The following is a 21,903-nucleotide window of genomic DNA, read 5'->3' on the forward strand; positions in this document are numbered from 1 at the left end:
GTTAGTGCTGAATATCTGGGTCGTCCACTAGGCCCATTCGGCCAAGCGGAAGCGCAATGGCTACAACCTTGCCCACAATGTTCTTCTCGGGGATGGTGCCCTGGTACTGGTCGGCCATGTGATAGCGGGAATCCGCAGAATTAGTGCGGTTGTCGCCCATCACAAAGACATTCCCTTCAGGCACCTTCACGGGGCCGAAGTAGGGACCACCACATGCTTCCGACCCGGTGGACTGATCCACCGGGTAGGCGGGCGGCTGCAGCGTGTAGGAAGAATCAATCACTTTGCCATTGACTTTCACGCCCGTATCCCCAGCTTGGCATTCCACTGTCTGACCACCAGTCGCAATAACGCGCTTGACCAGGTCATTCTGATCCGGCGCGACAACCCCCACCATAGACCCGAGGTTCTGCAGACCACGAATCAGAGGGTTGGAGGAGCGGCGTGAATCGTAGTTAGCATTCCACGACTCGGTGCCTGCAAACACCACCACATCCCCCGGCTTCGGGCTGCCGAAACGATACGAAATTTTCTCCACATAAATGCGGTCGCCTGTGCAACCACTACACCCGTGCAGCGTAGGTTCCATCGACTCACTCGGAATAACATACAGGCGACCAACAAACGTGTGCAGCAACCCAATGATCAGGATGGTGGTGAACACCACGACGGGGATCTCGATGTACCACGGCAGCTGCCGACGGCCATCGTCCCCCCGCTTATTCTTCTTACGACCAGCATCGCGGTCATCGTCGTGGCGATCATCAGCCCGGCTGCTGTCTACGCGAAAGTTATCGTTCGAGTCAGTCACGAAAGAAAACTCTACCAGTTACATCGGAAACCCTAAACAGACTTTTATACGTCTCACATCTACTACCCTCGCCACGCTAGCGGTGGTACACACAAAAACGCCCCGCTTCATCTCCGAAACGGGGCGTCGTGTCCATCCTGTGGATCACATCAAGAAACCAAGCACTACTGCTCGCGGTATTCCTTGATCTTGGCTGCCTTACCACGCAGATTACGCAGGTAGTACAGCTTAGCGCGGCGAACCTTACCGCGGGAGACAACCTCAATCTTGTCAATGTTGGGTGAGTGCACCGGGAAAGTACGCTCCACACCAATACCGAAAGAAATCTTACGAACCGTAAAGGTCTCACGGATGCCACCGTTCTGACGGCGGATAACAACACCCTTGAAAACCTGAATACGGGACTTGTCACCCTCAATGACCTTCACGTGAACGTTCACAGTGTCGCCGGGGCGGAATTTCGGAATATCGTCGCGCAACTGTGCGGCATCGACCTTATCCAGAATGTTCATAGAAACAATCCTTAAGTTCTGTAATAGAAAGAGGAACCTGGCGGCGCCTCCCACCGCACCATCGCGCGGTGACTAATCGGGCGCTCGGCCGGCTCGTATCCGAGACATGACGTGCCACTGCCAGGCCAAGACCAAGCAGACAACTGCGCAATTTTCGCACATGAAGCGCTGTGGCGTCAAAAATCGATGCAACAAGACGCACATACAACGCCTCCTGTTGACAGCACAACAACTCATCACTACTTTGGTGAACATGTTCACTGAACATGTTCATCCTGGCGTGTTACGCAGATAGGATCACTCATGACCGCACGACAAGAACAACGCTTGGCCACAGAAAACACCATCCTTGCCACTGCAGAACAGCACTTTGTCACGCACGGATACCAGAACGCGACCATCCGCGCCATCGCCGCAGAAGCCAATGTGAGCACTGGCTCCGTCATGTCGGTTGGCGATAAGAAAACGCTGCTCATCAGGATTTTTGACACAAAGATTGCAGCCATCCACCAATCGCGCAACGGCCACACTGGCATTGCCGACACGCCCAACCCCACCGACGCAGTGCTGGCCACCGTCTCTCCATTCCTTACGATTTTCGCCAAGCACTTGGACCTATCCCGCGAGTACTTTGCCACGCTGGTCAGCGGCTCGCACTCCTCGATCATCTTCAACGAACTCGCCGAAGCGCTTGAACGAGAATTTGCAGAACTCATCACGCACTTCTTACCCCAGCACGCTGACACCGCCGCCAGCGCTGCCCACGCACTCTACCTGGGTTTCTTAGGGGTGCTGGTGGTATGGGCGGGCAGTGTCGATGCCACTGTGGGCGACGTCCAGCTTCCCACCACTGAGCTGCGCCGCTTCGTCGATTTCTTTTTCACCTCGCAAGGGGCACACTCATGAACATCCTTGTACTCGGGGCAACGGGGAACATTGGCACACCGCTGACACAACGTCTCCATGACGACGGGCACACTGTAACCGCCTGGTCACGACGTACACATGGTGACCTCTCCACACAGCTCATTCCGTTGGACATGGTGGAAGGGACAGAACTGATCATTGACGTCACCGACGCCAAACGCCGCAGCTCCATGCTCCCCACAATGGCCACCAATGTTGTCTCCAGCGTTCACCGCGCCGCTGTCACACCCCGCATCCTCTGCCTGGGCATCCTCAACCAGGACAAGAGCACATTCTCGTATTACAAACACAAGCAACAACAACATCAGGTCTACGCATCGTCCGGTCTCCCCTACACCACCGTACGATGCACACAATTCACCACATTTCTCACCTCGCTTTTCGACGCCGCAACGCCCACCGGCCTCATCACACTACCGACAGGGGCTCGGTGGCAGCTGATTGATCCACGAGACGTCGCTACGCAGCTGGCATCCCTGCCCCAATCAGATGTGTTGACCCTCGCTGGACCAGAAACCCTGACATCACGCGAGGCTGCCGAGCGGTATCGCACAGCACACGGAAGCAAGCGCATCCTTGTTAACCTGCGCGTTCCCGGTGCGTTCGGCAAGTTTCTGCGTGAAGGGCTGAATCTGACAACTGAACCGGACGCTATGGGCACCCTCACGTACCAAGGAAGGTAATCAATGACTCTTTTTCTCGCCGTCGTCCTACTCGCCGACGTCGCCATGTCCATACGTCCCATGGCGTTCATTCGCGCGTGCCTGAGCGGGGTGAACCTGCCGGAAAACTTCTGGTGGGTGCTGCTCGTGATCAAAACCCTGGCAGCTGCGGGCCTCATCGCCGACCACTGGCTTGCCGACGCCGGATACGCGGGCGTCGGGCTGGCAGCCACCGTGGGCGTGGTGGTGTACTTCCTGTGTGCCGTCGTGGCACACATTCGGGCGCATTTCCTGGGCAGGGAATTCTGGCTAAATTGCCTGGGAATGTTGGCACTCTCTCTGGTCACGCTGGGTTTTGTCGTGCTATGACCAGTCGTACTGTGACCAGTCGATGACCACAGCGCCTTAGTTACCAAAACCTGCTTTTCGCAGTGCATCAGCCATGCTGCCGCCCGCAGTGTCGTTGCGGTCATTGCGGCGCTGGCGTTGGCTGCGTCCATTCCCACGTTGTTGACGGGGCTTCTTACCAGCTTGCGCACCCTTCGACTTCTTCGGCCCCTTTGCTCCGGGTTCATCATTCAACCGCAGCGATAGGCCGATGCGCTGACGATCTACATCCACTTCCATGACCTTCACCTTGACGACCTGGCCGGAACGCACCACCGTGTGCGGGTCATCCACAAACGTGTCCGACATAGCGGACACGTGCACCAGCCCGTCCTGATGGACACCCACATCCACGAACGCGCCGAAAGCGGCCACGTTAGTCACGGTACCTTCCAAAATCATGCCGGGCTGCAGGTCAGAGACCTTCTCCACTCCTTCTTTGAAGGTGGCTGTGGTGAATTCGGGGCGGGGATCGCGGCCAGGCTTATCCAGCTCGGCGATGATGTCGGTGACGGTGGGGACTCCGAACTCGTCGGTGGCAAAATCCGCCGGGTTCAGCCCGTGAAGCACGCGGGTATTGCCGATCAGTTCCGCCACAGTCAAGCCCGTCGCAGTGGCAATCGCCCGCACCACCGGATACGCCTCCGGGTGCACCGCTGACGCATCCAGCGGATCCTTGCCACCCTGAATACGCAGGAAGCCCGCGCACTGCTGGTACGCCTTCGGCCCCAAGCGCGGCACCTTCTTCAGCGCCGCGCGGCTAGGAAATACCCCGTTTTCATCGCGGTACGCCACAATGTTGCCCGCCAGCGTTGACGTCACACCCGCCACCCGCGTGAGCAAAGGTATCGACGCCGTGTTCACGTCCACGCCCACCGCGTTCACCGCATCTTCCACCACCGCATCCAGCGTTTTTGCCAGTGCGCTTTGGTTCACATCGTGTTGGTACTGCCCCACGCCAATGGACTTCGGATCAATCTTCACCAACTCCGCAAGCGGATCCTGCAGCCGCCGTGCAATAGACACGGCACCCCGCAACGACACATCCATATCGGGGAATTCTTTCGCAGCAACCTCAGAAGCCGAATACACCGACGCGCCCGACTCCGACACCACCACCGGCGTAGGGCGGGTACCACCAGCGGTGGCGATCATATCCGCAACCTCAGATGCCAGCTTCTCCGTCTCCCGGGATGCCGTGCCATTGCCGATAGCCAGCAAATCCACGCCATGCGTGGCACATGCCGTGGACAACACCTTCACCGCGTCGGACCAACGATTTTGCGGCTGGTGCGGGTAGACGATCATGGTCTCCAACACCTTGCCAGTTGTATCCACCACGGCACACTTCACGCCATTGCGGTACCCCGGATCCAACCCCAAGGTGGCCCGCTGACCGGCCGGAGCGGCCAGCAACACATCACGCAGGTTCTTGGCAAACACCTCCAACGCGCCTGCCTCGGCCTTCTCCTTCAACCGCATCCGCACATCCAGCCCCGAGGACACATAGAGCTTGGTGCGCCAGCCCCAGCGCACGGCGTCGTCAAGCCAGGGGTTAGTAGTATCAATACCTGCACGATCCGCGATAAGCCCCTCATAGAATGCGTCATCCCCGGCATCGAGATGCAGGTTCAGCACGCCTTCCTTTTCTCCGCGCAGCAGAGCCAGAATGCGGTGCGACGGCAGCGACTCACAAGACTCCGAAAACTCGAAATAATCCTTGAACTTAGCGCCTTCCTGTTCCTTACCTTCCGCGACGGAGGCGGTCATGTGGCCGCGACTCAGCATTTCCTCGCGAACCTCCCCCACCAGGTCAGCGTTGGTGGCACAGCGATCCACCAAGATAGCGCGAGCTCCCTCCAGTACCTTCTTCTCATCCTCGAAACCCTCACACACGTACGCGGTGGCGGCGGAGGTGGCATCGGTTGACGGGACGTCGATAAGCGCATCCACCAGCGCCTCAATCCCGGCCTCACGGGCAACATCGGCCTTGGTTTTGCGGCGCTTTTTAAAGGGCAGATACAAGTCCTCTAGACGGGCCTTCGTCTCGCAGGCGAGAATCAAGGCACGCAGATCATCGGTGAGTTTCCCCTGCTCTTCAATCGCGGCGAGGATGCTCTGCTTACGTTCCTCCAACTCCCGGAGATATGCCAAACGCTCCTCCAACTGGCGAAGCTGCGAGTCGTCCAGGCCGCCCGTGATCTCCTTGCGATACCGCGCAATAAACGGGACCGTGTTCCCCTCATCCAACAATGCAACCGTGGCTGCAACTTGGCTCTCCGACACCCCAAGCTCGCGGGCAATAGTGGAATTAATCATTTGAACAAGCATAGTCGGCTGTCGGTTCGGGTCGGGGCAGGGACACAGATGTTGTCGTGGCGGTTGTGGATAACGTGGAACTGTCCACAGGCACAGGGTGCGCTGCGCTGCTAGGGCGAGATAGTCGGTTACAGAGGAAGTATGACACCTGAACGCACCCACACCCTACTGTGCCGGCATTCACGCAGGGAACTTGACCATTTGTTTACTGAAATTGTCCACGGGGTGAGAATGCTGCGGACTGAAGGTTCAACGCATGTGGACATCATTACCCGCGCCCGCGCCCACCACCTCACAGCGCCCGAGGCTGTGATCGACAGTTGGGCCGCCGCTTCCTATGCGGGGCTTTCATATTGGACTGACACCGCGCCGGTGACGCTGCTGGTGAGGAGTGGTTTCCACAAGACGACCACCCTACGCAGACCGAATCGTCGCCGACTTGGTGCTTCCCTTGAAACATGTACGCCAGACCCTGAGTTTCCGAATCTACGCACGACCATGCTGCCCTACGCCGCCGCGCAGTGCCTTCGTGACATTATGAATAATGCACATGGTTGGTGGACGTACAATGTGCCAGGACTATCCTATGGTGAAACTAGATCTGTACAGTTCATTGACGCAATTCGGCAGCTAGATCCCCATCTCAATCTTGGAGACATACAGGCTGAAGCGAAGGGTGTCGTAAAGAAAACAATCGTGGAAAAGGCTGTGGGCTTGTCAGATCCTGGTGCCCAATCCCCACCCGAGACAGCTCTTCGCCTCATTGCCGCGCAAGTGCACCCTGGCCTTACAACACAGATCCCGATATATTGTGGTGGCCGTCTAGTTACCAGGCTTGACTGCGGTTGGCGCAAAGAAAAAGTTGGCTTGTTCTACGATGGCGAGCATCACCTCACGCGCAAACAGCATGATTATGACGCGGAAGTAACTCTGATCCCTGCATGATCTTGGTTGGGAGTCCATGCGAGTCACGAATGCATTGCTACAAAATCCAACTGCACTTCAACGACATATTGCCCAGCGAGTCATTCCTCGGGCGTTGTGATAGAGCACCACGGCTTAGTTTGGTGTCTGACTCTATCAAACTGCCAATTTATCCTGCTTTTTTGGCATTTTGATAGAGCGTGATGTTTGAGCATTGCAGCGCTCTATCAAAGTGTCAATTTTAAGGCCAAAAACGGCAGTTTGATAGATCATGAGCTGCCTCCCCAACACCACGCTCTACCAAACTCACTCCGCTATGGCCGTCCCGTACCAGAGCGTACCTTCGGGGAACGCGGAGTCAACCACTGCGCGGGTAACGTCGCGGTCGGAAAGCGTGGTCGTGCCCGTTATCTCAATGCGGTGCACGACTTCCACAACGGGAGACCGCCCGTGAAGCTGCTGATATTGGGCGACCAGCATGTTCTCGGCTTCGCAAAAGCCGGACATTTCCTCAGCTTCCAGTGATTCCACAGTGAATCCCTCCACGTCGGAGAGTAGTGCCTGGCTGCGTACCCATTCTGCCGGAGTGAGCAGGACATTTAGGGACACGCGCACCGGTCGTGCCGCCGCAATCTTGTCAAGCACACTTTCGTCGGCTGAGTTGAGGCCACCCGAAGCACGGAGAGCATCAATGAGGTCGGGGCGTCGAGAAGCGGTGCGGAGAAGGGATTGGTCGCGGCGCCAGCGATCGACGAGTGCATGGTTGCCGGAAAACAGCACGTCGGGAACGGAATGCCCTCGCCAGGTGCGGGGCTTGGTGTAGCTGGGACCTTCCAGGAGGCCATCAGAGAAACTGTCCTCCTCGTGGCTTCGCGTGTTGCCGAGCACACCGGGAATGAGGCGGACGATAGCTTCAGCGATGACCAGCACCGCTACTTCCCCACCGATGAGCACATAGTCTCCGATCGAGACCTCTTCGACTCGGTAGTTGCGGGTGGCATCGTCGATGACGCGCTGGTCAATGCCCTCGTAGCGCCCACAAGCGAACACAATGTGGTTCTCCGCAGACCAGGACCGCGCCATGTCTTGAGTAAAGGGCTTACCGGCGGGCGTCGGCACGATGAGCAAAGGTTTCTTATCGACACCCTCTTGATCACCGCCACCGTGCACGTCGGCGTCACTCGACTTAATGAGGTGGGGCTGCACCGATTCCAGCAGGGGTGCATCAGCAACACCAACGGCAACATCGTCGAGTGCAGGTCCCCAGACCTCGGGTTTCATGACCATGCCAGGTCCTCCGCCGTAGGGCGTGTCGTCGACGGATTTATGCACGTCTGTCGCCCAGTCCCGAAGGTTGTGTACGCCGACCTGAAGAATATTTTTCTCAATCGCCTTGCCTAACAGTGCATGCCGAAATGGATCGAGGTACTCAGGAAAAATGGTGATCACATCAAGCCGCATGTCACAGCTCCAAGAGTCCATCAGGCGGGGTGATGGTACAAGTACCAGCATCAAGATCCACCTCTGGCACTATGGCATGCACGAATGGGACCAGCACGTCTTTGCCGCCGCTCAATCGCACCTCCAGAATTTCCCCAGCTGGACCATGCAGCACACCCGTCACCTCGCCGATATTGGCGTCATCGTGAATCACGCGCAGGCCCTCAAGCTCGTGGTCGTAGAAGCCTTCATCGTCGTCATCGCTGTCCAGTGGCGGGGCGTAAAACACGGTTCCGCGCAGCGAGTCAGCGGCGTTACGGTCCGTGATCTCTTCAAACTTGACCAGCAACCGACGTTGATGCGCACGCGCGGCCTCAACGGTCAAGGCATGTTCCTTGGAGCCCTGACGCCCGTGAAGAACCTCCCCCACGGCGAAACGAATATCCGGTTCATCGGTAGTGATCTCAACCGTCACTTCGCCTTTAATTCCATGGGATTTCACCACGCGACCAATCTTTAGCTCCATGTCAACACAGCATAGACCACCACATCCGGCAAAACAGCGTAATCTTATCCTAAGCAAATACCCATTCCGACGTTATGAGGTTCCCATGTCTGACAGCACTTCCTCGAAACCCCTCGCCGGCCACTGGCTCCTTGCAAAGGTAGGCAAGAAAGTGCTCCGGCCGGGAGGTTTGGAAACCACCCGGTGGCTCATTGAGCAACTGCCCATCCGCGATCAGCGTGTTGTTGAATTTGCACCCGGCCTGGGTGTCACCGCGCAGGAAATCCTACAGAAGAAGCCCTCCACGTACACCGGCGTTGACGCAGACCCTCATGCAGTCGATACCACTAAACAGACCCTCGCGGGCATTGTGGAAAAGTCTCCCACATCACCTGCCAACGTGGAGATCATCAACGGAAGTGCCGCCGAGACTGGGCTGCCCGATGATTCCGCCGACATCGTAGTCGGCGAGGCAATGCTGACCATGCAGACAGACAAGCACAAGTTGGAGATCATGCAGGAGGCCACCCGCATCCTGGCACCAGGCGGATACTATGCCATCCACGAACTCGGGCTCACCCCTGATGAACTGGACTCGGAAGTCAAAACGGAGATTCAACGGGCGCTGGCCCGGGCAATCAAAGTCAACGCTAGGCCCTTGACTACCGCCGAGTGGACTGAGATCGCCGAGCAGGCCGGTTTCACCGTGGTCGGTGTGTACCACGCCCCCATGGCACTGCTGGAACCACGCCGCATGATTGCCGACGAAGGCCCCCTCCGCACCGCGAAGATCGTTTTTAATATTCTCCGCCAGCCGGACATTCGTCGCCGCATTCTCACCATGCGGAGCACGTTCCGCGAACACGCCAATCACATGAACGCTATCGGCATGGTGCTGAAACGCACATAACACTTGATTCCATGGCGCACTCATCAAAAAAAGTGCATCATGGAAGGCATGAATATTCCTGTTAATTCTCCCGATACCTTCGGCCCGGCCGACAACGAATCCGCAGCCGGAATGTCCACAGTTCGCGTGCTTGCCGACGCCCCGGCCCCCAACCCCGACCGGAACGTCCCCGCCGTGTCACGCCTGTTCCAAGGCGATCATGCCAACATCATCGCCTTCAATTTCCTTCCCGGACAACAGCTTCAAGACCACAAGGCTGCGCACCCCATTATCGTGCAAGCCCTCCGTGGAACACTTGATTTCACCTGTGGCGACGAGACTGTCCGCTTGGAACCTGGTGTTGCGGTGCACCTGCCCGCCTACGTGATTCACCGCGTGGACTGCCCCGAAGACGCCTCCACTGACGGCAACGTACTTATGCTCACCATGCTCACAGCAGAAAAGGTCTAAACACGTAAAGCAAAACCGCCAGATGCACGCGTCTGGCGGTTTTGTTGTGTTGAGTACTTTTACTCGGAAGCTTCTTCAGCAGCGATCTCTGCGTCTGCTTCAGCCTCAGCTTCTTTCTCGGCCTCAGCCTTAGCAGCGGCCTCGGTGGCCTTCTTATCCTCGCGCTCCTTGCGCTTCTTCTCGGTGATCGCCTCGGCGGTGGGAGCCTCGTTGGCTTCTGCCAGAGCAGCGTTGAACAGGTCAAGCTTGGAGGGCTTTTCTGGGGCAACTTCCAGGGTGCCTTCAGCACCAGGCAGACCCTTGAATTTCTGCCAGTCACCTGTGATCTTCAGCAGAGCCAATACCGGATCGGTCGGCTGTGCACCAACACCCAGCCAGTACTGTGCACGCTCCGAGTCAATGCGGATCACAGAGGGGTTGGCCTTGGGCTCGTAGACGCCCAGGTTCTCAATAACCTTGCCGGAACGACGGGTGCGGGCATCAGCCACAACCACGCGGTAGTGCGGGGTACGGATTTTACCCATACGCTGCAGTTTAATTTTGACAGCCATGATGGCTCCTTACATGTAGTCACTGGGCAGTACAGTCACCATTTGCATTGTGCGAACAGCCGGTTCAGCCCTTGGATTGAGCCTGCGTGTGACTACCGGTCGACCGTGGTCGGGGACGGTGTTACGCAGGGTGAAGCATGAAAAAGCTCCCCACTAGGGTGGGCAACCCCTAGAACTATACCGGCTGGCAGGCGCATCCACAAACGTCGGCTAGCTGGCTACTTTTTCTTATCCTGTTCGATACCCAACTGACTGAAGTCAATGTTCTCCATGCCTTTGGGGAGTTTTCCACCCATCTGCTGTTGCAACTTCTGAAGCTCGGCCATATCAGGCATGCCACCACCAGGCATTCCTGGCATTCCGCCACCCATGCCAGGGAAACCACCCATGGGCATCCTTGGTTGCGAAGGCCCTCTGCGGCCGCCGCCTTTGCGTTTGCCGTTTTTGCCCTTACGACCCTTGGGTTTTTTCTTGGTGGCGGAGCGTTTGCCCATGCCACCCATGCCCATCTGCCCGGCCATGGCACCCATCATCTTCTTCGCCTCAAAAAAGCGCTCCACCAGCTGGTTCACATCAGTCACGGTGACACCGGAACCGTTGGCAATGCGCTTGCGGCGCGAAGCGTTCAAAATTTTCGGGTTAATGCGCTCCTCGGGGGTCATGCCGCGAATGATGGCTTGGATGCGGTCGAGGTGCTTCTCGTCCACCATGTCGGCCATCTCGGACATCTGCTTGCCACCCGGAAGCATTTTCAGGATATTGCCCAGGGGTCCCATGCGGCGGATCATGAGCATCTGGTCTAGGAAGTCCTCAAGAGTCAACTCGCCGCTGCCCAAGCGGCTGGCTGCTTCCAGGGCTTTTTCCTCATCCATAACGGCCTCGGCCTGCTCGATGAGGGTGAGCATATCGCCCATGCCCAAGATGCGGCTGGCCATGCGCTCGGGGTGGAAAACATCGAAATCATCCTGTTTTTCACCGGTGGAGGCGTACATGATGGGCTTGCCGGTGACTTCGCGGATGGACAGTGCGGCACCGCCGCGAGCATCACCATCGAGTTTGGTGAGCACGACACCGGTGAAGTCGACGCCGTCGCGGAAGGCTTCAGCGGTAGCCACGGCGTCCTGGCCAATCATGGCGTCAATAACAAAGAGCACTTCATCCGGGTTAACGGCATCGCGAATGTTGCGAGCCTGCGTCATCAGTGTCTCGTCAATGCCCAGACGACCAGCAGTATCCACGATCACCACATCGTGCTGGGTGCGTTTTGCTTCCTCAATGCCGCGGCGCGCCACATCAACGGGATCGCCGTGGGAGGTGCCCATGTCGTGGTCGTGGGAGTCAATCGCAGTGCCAGGGTCAGGCGCAAAGCAGGACACTCCGGCGCGTTCCGCCACGATCTGCAGCTGTTGGACAGCACCTGGTCGTTGCAGGTCACAGGCCACAAGCATGGGGGTGTGCCCCTGCCCGGCAAGGTGCTTGGCTAGTTTGCCGGCAAGTGTGGTTTTACCGGCACCCTGCAAACCTGCAAGCATAATGACGGTGGGTGGGGTTTTGGCTAGTTGTAGGCGACGAGTTTCGCCACCGAGGATGTCAATAAGTTCCTCGTTGACGATTTTGACAACCTGTTGTGCAGGGTTGAGCGCCTGTGAGACTTCGGCACCTGCTGCGCGTTCTTTGATGCGTTTAATAAAGGCGCGCACAACGGGCAGGGAGACGTCGGCTTCTAGTAATGCCAGGCGAATTTCACGCGCGGTGGCGTTGATGTCTGCCTCGCTGAGTTTGCCTTTACCCCGGAGTCCCTGAAGGGCACCGGTAAGGCGGTCGGACAAAGACTCGAACACGATGTACTTCCTCAATATATTAGCTAGCTAGCCTCACCATGTTAGCCCGTTGGGTTACCCGGTTGCCAGAACTCGGGTAATGCTTCGTTCCACAGCTGCCCTATCAAATGCGCCGCAAAGGTGGAAGCGGGCGATCATGGTGGATCCAGGCAGTTCGACGGTGCACCAGGTGTAGTCGGGTATGACGTTGAGGAGCGCGCCGAGTGCGCCACGGCGGTCCACCGTCCGGACTTCGAGTACGGAACCGAACCAGTGGGTAGCGGTTGCTGCGGGTTCAAGGGTGGGGAGGGTGGAAAACACGCCGGATTTGTAACCTTGGATGAATTCTTCCTGGTTGAATCCGCCGACGTGCATGGCACGGACGTCGAATTCGGCGCGTACCATGGTGCGTTCCGCAACAATGCGGGCGGTAACAATGTTCCACCCTTTGGCCGCAATGAGAGCAAGGATGGGGATAATGTCGCTGCCGCGCCAATGCACGTGGGCAAGTTCGCCGGAGCTGGTGAGGCCGAGGTCAGTGGGCGTCGATACGTGTGGCTTATGAGGGTGGACGGCGGTGAGAGCGTTGCGCGCACAGTTGGCAAGCGTTGTTACAGCGTGGTTGAGATGCGCAGTCCATACGGCAGGGCCAGTTGCGCGAGCGTCGGCCTCCGTGAGTTCCTGAAGAAGTTCCACGGTGAGGAGGTCGTAGTGCAGCGCATCCAGCAGCGTATCGACGGCCGCGTCATCCCATGGGTCGTGGGTGGCGGCGAGGCGGGCCAGCAGGGTGTGCTCTGCAACGAGGGTTTGCACACACATGCGGTCGCGCGGGTTAAGCCCCATTCTTGCGGCCATACGCGTTATCATTTCCGCCCCTACCTGGGAATGTGGGCGATTATATCCTTTGCCAATGTCATGAAACAGGGCCGCAAGCAACAGCAGATCGGGCCGGGACACATTGACGCTGACGTGAGCGCAGTTGGCCACCGTGTTCAGGCAATGCACGTCAATAGTGTTGATGTGGCTAGGTTCGCGGGGCATGAGACCTCGAATATGCACCCATTCTGGAACAATGCGCTCCCACAGCCCGTGGGTATCCATGTCCCCCACGACACGGGCCGTGTGCTCGGAGGATCCGAGAAGGGCAAAGAAATCACCGGTCGCAGTCGCTGGCCAGGGCGTGGGAAGCGGCGGGGTGCTGGCAAGCCTGCGCCACGTAGCTGCAGAGACGGGAAGCCCTGTGCGGGCCGATGCCGCCCCAACGCGCAACACTAGGCCCGGATCATCCAGGGATTGGTTACGGCTGAGCCGCAATTCATCGCCTGCATCCACCACCCCCAAGTCCACGGGCCTGCGTCGGTAGTTACGGGGACGACGCAGAACATGCCGCGCGGTTGTGAGCGCCTGAGTGAGGGTGGCGTCAATGGTGCGGGCGGCATCGGCAAGCGCGCGCGAGAGGTCCAGGCGGTCGTCGAAACCAAGGTGAGTTGCAATATCGGTGGCACATTCGGGGTCGAGAACATCGCGTGAACGGCGCGTTTCCACATGCAGCAGAGTGCGAATATCCAGCAGCAGACGGTGCTGCTCTTCTAAAGGTGGCGCGTCGCACACATTTCCCAGTGCCAGGGCTTTGAGTAGCTCAATATCACGCAGTCCCCCGCGCCCGTGCTTCACATCAGGACGGGTCATGGCGACTACGGAACCAGACCGATTCCAGCGCGCAATGGCTGTATCCACCACAGTGTTGAACGTCTTTGGCACGCTCCGGCGCCACCGCGTGCGCACCCGCTGAATGGTCTCTTCCACAAGCTGGGCATCGCCTGCGATGGGACGCAGCTCCAAGAGCGCGAGCGCGGCCGTGGTGTCAGTGGCCACCATCTCTTCGCACTCGCGCGGGGTGCGAACCGCATAGTCGAGACGCTTTTTGGCGTCCCAAATCGGATACCACACCCCATCCGCCTGCGGGTGTTGCGTGCCATCTGGGTGAATAAGCAGTAGGTCTATATCTGAATACGGGGTCATCTCTCCGCGTGCAAAAGACCCGGTGGCGGCCAGCGCAGTGCCAGGCGGCAGCTTTAGGCTGCGCAATAGTGTACCGACCTCAGCCATGGTGGCGGCGCGGATGGCGGGGGCGTCGAGAAGCGACACGGGCTAGTTCGCGAGTGAGTTAGAGCGCGTCGTTTCCGCGCTCGCCGGTGCGTACGCGGACGAGTTCTTCCACATCCATCACCCACACCTTGCCGTCGCCGATTTTCCCGGTGCGGGCGGTGTCTACGATGGCGGCAACAACCTCGTCGAGCTGCTCGTTGCTCACCACGATTTCCACCTTCACCTTCGGCACAAAATCCACGGCGTATTCCGCGCCGCGGTACACCTCGGTGTGGCCTTTTTGCTGGCCAAAGCCCTGAATTTCCGTGACAGTCATGCCGTAGACCCCCACCTGTTCGAGGGACTGTTTGACGTCTTCGAGCGTGAAAGGCTTAATCACGGCTGTAATCAGTTTCATTACTGTTCTCCCTTATTGATCTTCCCAATCCTATAACTTTTACCCCGCGATCAGCTTCGCGCCACAAGAACACCTACGCGGCGTAGTGGCGCTGTAGTGGCGTTACGCTTGATCAATCAGGAAGGAATCTATCATGCGATAGAAATATACTCAATAAGTTCTACAGAATGTTGCGGTAATGACAAACTTTCGCCGCTTAACGACGCCCCGCATCCCCCAGCGTCCCGGCACCGTTACTGCCGCTGCGGCGGGGTGCCGCCATTGGGAGGAGTGCCGTTGGGCGGGGTACCACCGTTCCCACCTGGTCCTTCCCCACCGCCCGGCATGCCACCGCCCGGCATGCCACCGCCCATTGTCGGCGCGGATGCCTTCTGTTGGGTGGCGCTACCTGCGTAATCGTTGGTTGGGTCGCGGTAGATGGTGTGGATATGACCCCACCCTGAGGTGGACACTCCATCAATCTCTGCGCCAGCGGTATTGTCCTGGCTGGATAGCTCGATATACGCCTTCGGGCCGGAAATCTGGAAGTAGATACCTTTGCCCTGTGAGGTGTCGTAGGTGGTGGCACCGGACCAATTGATGTAGGTCTCGTCAAGAGTCGCTGAGATCGCGTCGAGTTCCTTCTGCGTGGTCTCACCGTCGGCCAGGTCTACCCAGTTGGCGATCACCTTGAGCAGAAGTTGCTTTTGCTCGTCAGTGAGGTCGGAGCCTTTGATGCCGGTACCGGTGGGATAGTCGCAGGCGTCGCCCGGCGCGCAGGTCAAGTTTTTCACCTCTTCACCCTGGTAGAGCTTGGATTTTTGCTCCTCGGTCAGGGAATTGTAGAAGGCAAAAGCGGTCTCGTACATGCCGCCCAGCGCGGATTTGGTCTGGCCGTTGTCATCAACATAGGTGGTGGGCTGGGTGCCCAGGTGGGTGGGTGCGAAGGTGATGGCACCGTTGTCGAAGGTGGCATTGATACCGACGTGGTGGCCGCCAAACTGCACCGCCCATGCGGAGGTGTTGGAGGGGTTGCCAAAGAATGCAATGTTGTATTGGGCGTTGCCGAGGTCCGTGGAACCTGCTTTGTCGTAGAGGTACTGGTCGCCCTCCATGATGCCGGTAACCTTGGCGTAGGCGTCATCGTTGAGCAGGGCTTTCAGCACTTTGAGCGCGGCTTTTTGTTGTTCTTCGTTGAGGTCGCCGAGCTTCAGACCGGAGCGCTCGACGAAGGTGACGGGGAAGTTCGACCACGACGTGGTTTTAGTGTCGTCGTTGTAGTCGTAGAGGACGTTTTCTCATGCTCGCTACTGTGCAGGGCGACGCTGGCCGTTCCCGGAAAGTCGCCTGCACGTTTCCTGCGAGTCTCGCCGGGGTTAGCCGAGGAGGGCGTCGATAAAGCTTTCGACCTCGAAGGGAGCCAAATCATCCGCGCCTTCGCCCAAGCCGACGAGCTTCACCGGAACCCCCAGTTCCTCCTGCACCTGGAAGACGATGCCGCCTTTCGCGGTGCCATCAAGCTTGGTGAGCACCACGCCGGTGATGTCTACCACGTCGCGGAAAGTGCGGGCCTGCATCAAACCGTTCTGTCCGATGGTGGCATCCAGCACCAGCAGCACCTCATCCACTTGGGCTTTCTTTTCCACCACACGCTTCACTTTGCCCAGCTGGTCCATCAGCCCCACCGAGGTGTGCAGACGGCCTGCGGTATCTACAAGCACAACATCAACCTGCGTATCGACGCCCTGCGCCACAGCGTCAAACGCCACCGATGCGGGGTCTGCGCCTTCCGCACCACGCACCGTGTCCGCACCAACGCGACGTCCCCACGTCTCCAGCTGGTCGGCCGCAGCAGCGCGGAACGTATCGGCTGCGCCCAACAGCACCTTGTGCCCCATGGACACCAAGACTCGGGCAAGCTTGCCGGTGGTGGTGGTTTTGCCCGTGCCATTCACGCCGACCAGCATAATCACAGCCGGTTTGCCTTCGTAAGGCATCGCCTTAATCGAACGATCCAACTCTGGTTTGCATGCTTCAATGAGGGTTTCACGCAACATGGCACGCGCTTCCTCCTCACTACTCACACCACGCTCGGCGATTTTCTCCCGCAGTTTTTCCACCACGTCCATGGTGATGGTGGTTCCCAGGTCCGCCATGAGCAGGGTGTCTTCGATTTCTTCCCAGGCGTCATCATCCAGGTCACCAGCGCTCAGCATGCCCAGGACACTCTGACCAAACACGTTCTGAGACTTAGACAACCGTCCACGCAGCCGGCCCAGGCGACCTGCAGCTGGAGCAATGTCTTCTTTCGGTGCCTGCTGCTGAGCCGTGGATTCTGGCTTCTGGGACTCTGCCTTCTGCGCAGGGGCCTCTGGCACCGGGGTTTCTTCCAGCGCTTGCTCCGCAGCGGCTACCTGTGTTTGAGCAGAGTCTGCAGCTTCTTTAGCCTCTTCAGCATCGTCCTTATGTTCGTCGCCAGGTTCGGATGCGTCATCCTCGGTCTCATCCTCATCCTTGGCGGCGTCCGTGGTGCCTTCGTCTGAGGTGTTTTCCTTTGAGGGTGCTTCCTCGGGTGTTTCTGCTGGGGGTGTTTCGGCGATCACCTCGCTGGCGGTGACTTCCTCAAGTTCCAGCTCATCGTCTAGTTCTTCCACCACCACAGCGTTGGCGGTGGAAACCTCAGCGGCTTCCTCGGGGGCTTCCTCTTCCTGGGAATCAGCCACATCAGTGTTGTCTTCGGCGGATTCTTTGGTGGTTTCTTCAGCAGCCTCATCCTCTACCTGGGAGGCATCCGTCTTCTCAGATGCCGGTGGCACCGTCACGGCGGACTCTGTCGCAACTGGTTCTGCCACAACTGGCTTGGAAGCAACCTGCTCAGCTGCAGCCTGTTCGGTCTCCGCTGTTGGTTCCTCTGGTTCCTTGACGGGTTCCTGCACAGCCTGTTGCTGCGCTTCTTGTTCTAGGGGTACAGGATCGAAGTGCGAAGGCTCCGCTTTGAGCTCCTGACCAGGAAGCACCGCAGGTTCTTTGTCGTCGGCTTTGGCGGGCGCAAAGTTAAACCCGCCGTGGGCTTGATAGTTGCCGGACTTTTCCTGCTGGGTGAGTTCTTTAGGTTCTTCGGTTGTGGTGAAGGATACCTTCTTGGCATCGCTGCGCCGCAACCCAACCAGGATCAACACACCAAGCATAAACAGCAGAAAAACTGCGATGAGAATAATGGCCGTCAAAGTCATAACCTCCATAGTGGCAGGTTCGCCCCAGAATCTCACCTAAGTAGACAGTCCGATAGCCATTACGGCACACCCGCAACTGCCAAAAAATGCTAGTCAACCACGCAAATGTATCGCAACGGCACCGTTAACGAAAAAATGAAAACGAACCCACTTATCCGCCAATGCCGGGGTATTTCACCGCCAAGACCATAGCCTCCGCTGAAATCAGGTCACTGGTGACAAGATCGGGCACGACATCGGCAAGAGCACTCCAGCCGGTGCGCGCCTCAGTGAGCAACTTGGACTTACCAATCAGTTCGTGCGCCCGCATACGCGCGGTCAACGCAAACACCAGGGAAATAACCGGGGCCAACGTCCAGATGTTGCTGCGGTCATCGGTGTCCACGCCGTCCAGCTTGTCAAAACGAATACGTGCCGAAGCATACAGTTGGCGGTTTGCACCACGCAAGGCGCGGAGCAGCGATACCGCCGTGGCAATCAGCGCCTGGTCGGAGAGCAGTTCATTGAGTGCCGCACGCTGTTTGAAGGTCTCAAACACTGCAAGCAGACGGGCGCTATCGTCCATGATCGGACCAGGCACGATCTCCGCCTGCGAGAACAGCATCTCAATCAGCGTGTCCTGTTGCGCGGGTTCCATGTGCGCAATGTGCACAATGGACTGGTCCACACAGGCTGTGTCCAAGGTGGCATCGCGCCCGGTGGCAAGGGCCTCCACCAGGCGTTTACCCGCCACTTGTTCCAGCTTGGACACGGTGTCGCGCAGCGCGGCGCGTCCCTCGCCGACTTCGGCCGCGGCGTACTGCGCGGGCAGCTGTCCCAACAACTGCAGAGTGCCAATCCAGGCCGTGCGGTGTATCTCTGTGACGTCTTTCGCGTCGTTGAACACGCCGTGTACCAATCCCGATGCAATGACCCGCCCGGGCTGCTTTTCCACGGGCACCAGCGATACCGACAGTCCCTTCAAGGCCGCACTGGGATACGCAGCCATGGCTTCCATGACTGCCTTCCGAGACTCCAGCGACGATGCCTCCACACTCCCCCAGCCATCAAGATAATCCCAGAGTATGGGCATGATGTCCGGGTTGGACGGCGCATCTTCGCGCTCGCCGGCAAGGAACGCGGACAGTTCCGCCAGAGCGGGGTTAGGGTCGTGATAGAAGCCCGGCTGCTCTGCGATAAAAGCATCAGCGCTGGGCACCAACGGTGGCCACAGCATGTTGAAGCTATCAGCGGAATGAAGTTGAACGATGAGCGGACCGGCGTCGAGAAGCGTCTCGGGAAGCTGGCCACGGACAGTGCGTCCGCCCACCCACGGCGCGGTTGCGGGCCACACCCAGGCGGCAATATTACGACCTGCGGCAGGTTGTTCGTACACCAGCGCGCCATCCTCGATACGGCAGCCGGTAGCGTGTGGGGCAGCCTCTACATCCGCCACGTTCACCGACACGCGCTTATCACTGCGGTGGTCCGTCCATTCAAGCTCTAGCCGCCCACTGTTGATCACGTTAATCGACGCCGCGAGCGCTGCCATGGGTGCCGTATATGTCACCCCATCCACGGTGGTCAGCTTCACTGTTCGCAGCGGTGCACCGTGGTGGTTACGTACCGTCATGGTCGGAGTGCCCAGCTCACCCGTGGCACGGATACGCACCACCCCATCTGCATCACACTGGCGGGGCGTACACACCAGGCGCGTGGTGCGCCACATCGCAGGTTCGGTGACCAACGGAACCTCGAACCGCAGACGCGGCGGAATGAACCGCAAAGGCATCTGGTCGCCCTCATCGGTAGACACCACAACGCTCGCACCGGCCTCATCTGCGGGAACCAACACCTCCTTCGGTGACACATCAAACGGCTTAACACCACTGCGCACCAGCAACGCCGCCTCGCTCAGACCGCCGCGCGCTGGAATGCGGAAGGATCGGCACGGCCCGGCGATCTCCGTGACCGCGTGCATCCCCTCCACGATGGCGAACTCATGGCGGAAGGACTCGTTACGCGGGCCGCGCAGGCGAATCAGATACTCCCCAACCCAGGGCGCGTCATAAGCATCAGGGTCGAACACATCAAACACGCCGCCCTCGGCGGGAATCTCCAGCGGCTCAGCCGGGGCAACCTCCTCCCCCGCCTGCCCGATCCCGCCAAATGAGGAGATAGACAAGTACCACGTTTCCGGTTGGCCCGAAACCGTGGGCGAAAACTCCGCCAACAGCGACTGCGCGTACACAGGCAACCCAGCGTAGGAAAACAGGTTCGGTACTGGGGCATCCGGGTCACGGAAAGTCACCCGGCGACGAGGGTCAATACACCGCACCGGCTGCACAATAGAGGGCTTCTGATCAGGTCGAACAACCTGGAGAGATGCGGCTGCGTGAGCGTCAATACGCCTGCACACCCAACCGGCCCATCCCTCAATATCGAAGGTGTCAGTGACGGGAATATCCGCACCAGCCACTACGTCCACCAGCGTCGCATCCGAGGGGCAAAGCACCAGCAGCTCTGCGTAATGCAAGGACACCTTGTCAGTGAGGTTTTGGCCTTTGGCGCTGAACACCAGCACCGGATCATCCGAATCCACCACAGGAATCACCCAGGTAGTGCCTGTGGTGGAATCCGTGACGGTCAACTCACGAACTTGGCGTTCAATCGCCACATCCAGGGACTCCGCAAACGGTCCGGTCTCGCCCCACGGTCGGCCAGTACGGTAAATCTTGGTGGTGCCGTCCAGGTTCACCCGCCAATGAATCTCTTCTGCCCCCTCTGGGAGGATCTGCTCCGGTAGGCGCAGGCACACCTTGCGGCGCGCGGCATCGATAATCAACCGTGGACGGGCCTCCCTGGTGGCGATACCCACAGCCGTTGTGCGATCTTGCGTGCCCACGGGACGTTCCCGCAACTCAGCAGCCACGGCCTCCCGAACCAAGGCCGGAAGCTCAGGTGGGTCAAGCTCCTGCCAGTTATGGGGGTGGGCGTGGGTAAAGGCTCGGAAAGCCGCAACCTTATCAACCACGGGCTTCAGCGTATCGACGCCCCATTGCGCTACCGCAGCCGTCACTGGCATGGTCTCTGCCGGGAGAGCCTCCAACGGTACTTCCACGTCGTCGCTATCCAGGCTATCCATGAGTTCCAACAGCGCCGCAACCTCAGAGCCAGTTACCCCGGCATGCAGCGCCAACACCTCAACCGTGGGCTGGGTATCCTCGGGAACCCACAGGCCAACCTGCACCAACAAATCGAGGGTTTTCTGCTGCACCGTATCCACCCACTCTGGGGTTGGGTGAAGTTCCAGACCGCCGATGTACTCGGCGAAGAAGCTTTCAGGGTCCACCATCCGCGCGGCGCGAGACACCAACGTAGTCACCGCTAAGTACGGGGTGTTATCCAGCAGTGTGTCCAGTTGAGCGCCCGCCGCCAACTGCCGGGACAAAAACGTGCCGTAGAAGCGGTCGATAAGCTCAAGCTCATCGGCGGACATATCCGACTGGGCAAACATCGTGATGTCTTTAAAGCGCTGGTTCAGCGACAGCTCCGTCTGAAGCGTCCACCCCAGTAAAGAATCGTTGGGATCGGCAATGGGAGTCGCAGCCAGTGCGTCACCACTCATAGAAAAAATACCCCTTAGTTCGTGAAAACTGTGAACATGACCTGATAGTCACACCAGTCTAGCCTGTGCGTTCACAAAGGGAAGCACGATAGCATGAATGAGTTCTAGCCCACTATGAAGGCGCGCGCCTAGCTTACGCATAGGCACTGTCGTGCTGATATGTCGTTGCCACATCCCCAAAACCCAGGTAGCGGCAACACTACTGCCCGGGTTATACAGCTCCGGCCAGGGCGAGGAATGTAGCGCCGCCGCAGCCCCATTCACCGGTTTCCCCTATTTTATTCAGTAGCGACAGCTATAATGCCTATAAATCATGCAATTCTGAGCTTTTCCCATTAGTTTTCTTACTGGAATTTATTA

17 protein-coding genes and 1 pseudogene are annotated in these 21,903 nt (G+C 58.5%); 6 read left to right on the top strand and 12 right to left on the bottom strand.

The window, feature by feature from the left end; translation table 11 throughout:
* Window position 1 precedes the first annotated feature (1 nt).
* A complete protein-coding gene (gene lepB, locus CDUR_RS08235; protein ID WP_006063744.1) occupies window positions 2–811 on the bottom strand; it encodes a signal peptidase I in 810 nt (269 codons plus the stop codon).
* A 164-nt stretch (window positions 812–975) separates the two neighbouring features.
* The gene (rplS, locus tag CDUR_RS08240; protein WP_040360079.1) at window positions 976–1,323 is read right to left on the bottom strand and encodes a 50S ribosomal protein L19; all 348 of its coding nucleotides are present in this window, start codon (window positions 1,321–1,323) and stop codon (window positions 976–978) included.
* A 303-nt stretch (window positions 1,324–1,626) separates the two neighbouring features.
* Here rplS and CDUR_RS08245 point away from each other — a divergent pair, with 303 nt between their 5' ends.
* From CDUR_RS08245 to CDUR_RS08255, 3 genes are read left to right on the top strand one after another with little or no spacing between them, the layout of a single operon-like run.
* Window positions 1,627–2,229: a TetR/AcrR family transcriptional regulator gene (locus CDUR_RS08245; RefSeq protein ID WP_006063747.1), complete on the top strand. Its 603-nt coding sequence runs from the start codon at window positions 1,627–1,629 to the stop codon at window positions 2,227–2,229.
* Window positions 2,226–2,933 carry an SDR family oxidoreductase gene (locus tag CDUR_RS08250; protein WP_179417834.1) on the top strand — a complete coding sequence of 236 codons (708 nt, stop codon included), beginning with the start codon at window positions 2,226–2,228 and terminating at the stop codon, window positions 2,931–2,933. The genes CDUR_RS08245 and CDUR_RS08250 overlap by 4 nt, the downstream gene beginning before the upstream one ends.
* Window positions 2,934–2,936: 3 nt before the next feature.
* Window positions 2,937–3,281 (top strand): DoxX family protein, encoded by a 345-nt coding sequence (locus CDUR_RS08255; RefSeq protein ID WP_006063749.1) that lies wholly within the window; start codon window positions 2,937–2,939, stop codon window positions 3,279–3,281.
* A 36-nt stretch (window positions 3,282–3,317) separates the two neighbouring features.
* On the opposite strand, the gene CDUR_RS08260 is transcribed toward CDUR_RS08255, so the two are convergent.
* Window positions 3,318–5,618: a Tex family protein gene (locus tag CDUR_RS08260; protein WP_179417835.1), complete on the bottom strand. Its 2,301-nt coding sequence runs from the start codon at window positions 5,616–5,618 to the stop codon at window positions 3,318–3,320.
* 141 nt (window positions 5,619–5,759) lie between these two features.
* Between CDUR_RS08260 and CDUR_RS08265 the strand changes: the two genes are divergently transcribed.
* The gene (locus CDUR_RS08265; RefSeq protein ID WP_179417836.1) at window positions 5,760–6,563 is read left to right on the top strand and encodes a putative endonuclease domain-containing protein; all 804 of its coding nucleotides are present in this window, start codon (window positions 5,760–5,762) and stop codon (window positions 6,561–6,563) included.
* 285 nt (window positions 6,564–6,848) lie between these two features.
* On the opposite strand, the gene trmD is transcribed toward CDUR_RS08265, so the two are convergent.
* Window positions 6,849–8,003, bottom strand: coding sequence for a tRNA (guanosine(37)-N1)-methyltransferase TrmD (gene trmD / locus CDUR_RS08270; protein ID WP_179417837.1), 1,155 nt, complete (start codon window positions 8,001–8,003; stop codon window positions 6,849–6,851).
* A 1-nt stretch (window position 8,004) separates the two neighbouring features.
* Window positions 8,005–8,508: a ribosome maturation factor RimM gene (gene rimM, locus CDUR_RS08275; RefSeq protein WP_179417838.1), complete on the bottom strand. Its 504-nt coding sequence runs from the start codon at window positions 8,506–8,508 to the stop codon at window positions 8,005–8,007.
* A gap of 85 nt (window positions 8,509–8,593) precedes the next feature.
* On the opposite strand from rimM, the gene CDUR_RS08280 reads away from it, so the two are divergent.
* Both CDUR_RS08280 and CDUR_RS08285 read left to right on the top strand, forming a co-directional pair.
* Window positions 8,594–9,397, top strand: a complete 804-nt coding sequence (locus CDUR_RS08280; protein WP_179417839.1) for a class I SAM-dependent methyltransferase — start codon at window positions 8,594–8,596, stop codon at window positions 9,395–9,397.
* Window positions 9,398–9,445: 48 nt separating this feature from the next.
* Window positions 9,446–9,847: a cupin domain-containing protein gene (locus CDUR_RS08285; protein ID WP_390886859.1), complete on the top strand. Its 402-nt coding sequence runs from the start codon at window positions 9,446–9,448 to the stop codon at window positions 9,845–9,847.
* A gap of 59 nt (window positions 9,848–9,906) precedes the next feature.
* Here the strand turns inward: CDUR_RS08285 and rpsP are convergent, their stop codons facing one another.
* The 7 genes and pseudogenes from rpsP to CDUR_RS08320 form a co-directional block, all read right to left on the bottom strand.
* Window positions 9,907–10,398: a 30S ribosomal protein S16 gene (gene rpsP, locus CDUR_RS08290; protein ID WP_179417840.1), complete on the bottom strand. Its 492-nt coding sequence runs from the start codon at window positions 10,396–10,398 to the stop codon at window positions 9,907–9,909.
* A 218-nt stretch (window positions 10,399–10,616) separates the two neighbouring features.
* Window positions 10,617–12,239 (bottom strand): signal recognition particle protein, encoded by a 1,623-nt coding sequence (gene ffh / locus CDUR_RS08295; RefSeq protein WP_040360082.1) that lies wholly within the window; start codon window positions 12,237–12,239, stop codon window positions 10,617–10,619.
* A gap of 54 nt (window positions 12,240–12,293) precedes the next feature.
* Window positions 12,294–14,366, bottom strand: a complete 2,073-nt coding sequence (locus tag CDUR_RS08300) for a [protein-PII] uridylyltransferase (RefSeq protein ID WP_179417841.1) — start codon at window positions 14,364–14,366, stop codon at window positions 12,294–12,296.
* Window positions 14,367–14,385: 19 nt separating this feature from the next.
* Window positions 14,386–14,724, bottom strand: a complete 339-nt coding sequence (locus CDUR_RS08305; protein WP_006063759.1) for a P-II family nitrogen regulator — start codon at window positions 14,722–14,724, stop codon at window positions 14,386–14,388.
* A 233-nt stretch (window positions 14,725–14,957) separates the two neighbouring features.
* Window positions 14,958–15,995, bottom strand: a pseudogene (locus CDUR_RS08310) (DUF3500 domain-containing protein); the annotation flags it as partial.
* Window positions 15,996–16,079: 84 nt separating this feature from the next.
* A complete protein-coding gene (gene ftsY / locus CDUR_RS08315) occupies window positions 16,080–17,945 on the bottom strand; it encodes a signal recognition particle-docking protein FtsY (RefSeq protein WP_179417842.1) in 1,866 nt (621 codons plus the stop codon).
* Between the two features lie 142 nt (window positions 17,946–18,087).
* The gene (locus tag CDUR_RS08320) at window positions 18,088–21,543 is read right to left on the bottom strand and encodes a hypothetical protein (RefSeq protein WP_179417843.1); all 3,456 of its coding nucleotides are present in this window, start codon (window positions 21,541–21,543) and stop codon (window positions 18,088–18,090) included.
* Window positions 21,544–21,903 lie beyond the last annotated feature (360 nt).

This window comes from Corynebacterium durum, assembly GCF_030408675.1.
GTDB lineage: Bacteria > Actinomycetota > Actinomycetes > Mycobacteriales > Mycobacteriaceae > Corynebacterium > Corynebacterium durum.

What these genes read in the sequence shown, in the direction of transcription:
- CDUR_RS08250 (WP_179417834.1), top strand. Translation starts at nt 2,226, where the DNA reads ATGAACATCCTTGTACTCGGGGCAACGGGGAACATTGGCACACCGCTG.
- rplS (WP_040360079.1), bottom strand. Translation starts at nt 1,323, where the DNA reads ATGAACATTCTGGATAAGGTCGATGCCGCACAGTTGCGCGACGATATT.
- CDUR_RS08260 (WP_179417835.1), bottom strand. Translation starts at nt 5,618, where the DNA reads ATGATTAATTCCACTATTGCCCGCGAGCTTGGGGTGTCGGAGAGCCAA.
- CDUR_RS08320 (WP_179417843.1), bottom strand. Translation starts at nt 21,543, where the DNA reads ATGAGTGGTGACGCACTGGCTGCGACTCCCATTGCCGATCCCAACGAT.
- rimM (WP_179417838.1), bottom strand. Translation starts at nt 8,508, where the DNA reads ATGGAGCTAAAGATTGGTCGCGTGGTGAAATCCCATGGAATTAAAGGC.
- rpsP (WP_179417840.1), bottom strand. Translation starts at nt 10,398, where the DNA reads ATGGCTGTCAAAATTAAACTGCAGCGTATGGGTAAAATCCGTACCCCG.
- ftsY (WP_179417842.1), bottom strand. Translation starts at nt 17,945, where the DNA reads ATGGAGGTTATGACTTTGACGGCCATTATTCTCATCGCAGTTTTTCTG.
- CDUR_RS08265 (WP_179417836.1), top strand. Translation starts at nt 5,760, where the DNA reads ATGACACCTGAACGCACCCACACCCTACTGTGCCGGCATTCACGCAGG.
- CDUR_RS08305 (WP_006063759.1), bottom strand. Translation starts at nt 14,724, where the DNA reads ATGAAACTGATTACAGCCGTGATTAAGCCTTTCACGCTCGAAGACGTC.
- trmD (WP_179417837.1), bottom strand. Translation starts at nt 8,003, where the DNA reads ATGCGGCTTGATGTGATCACCATTTTTCCTGAGTACCTCGATCCATTT.
- CDUR_RS08255 (WP_006063749.1), top strand. Translation starts at nt 2,937, where the DNA reads ATGACTCTTTTTCTCGCCGTCGTCCTACTCGCCGACGTCGCCATGTCC.
- CDUR_RS08285 (WP_390886859.1), top strand. Translation starts at nt 9,446, where the DNA reads ATGAATATTCCTGTTAATTCTCCCGATACCTTCGGCCCGGCCGACAAC.
- CDUR_RS08280 (WP_179417839.1), top strand. Translation starts at nt 8,594, where the DNA reads ATGTCTGACAGCACTTCCTCGAAACCCCTCGCCGGCCACTGGCTCCTT.
- CDUR_RS08245 (WP_006063747.1), top strand. Translation starts at nt 1,627, where the DNA reads ATGACCGCACGACAAGAACAACGCTTGGCCACAGAAAACACCATCCTT.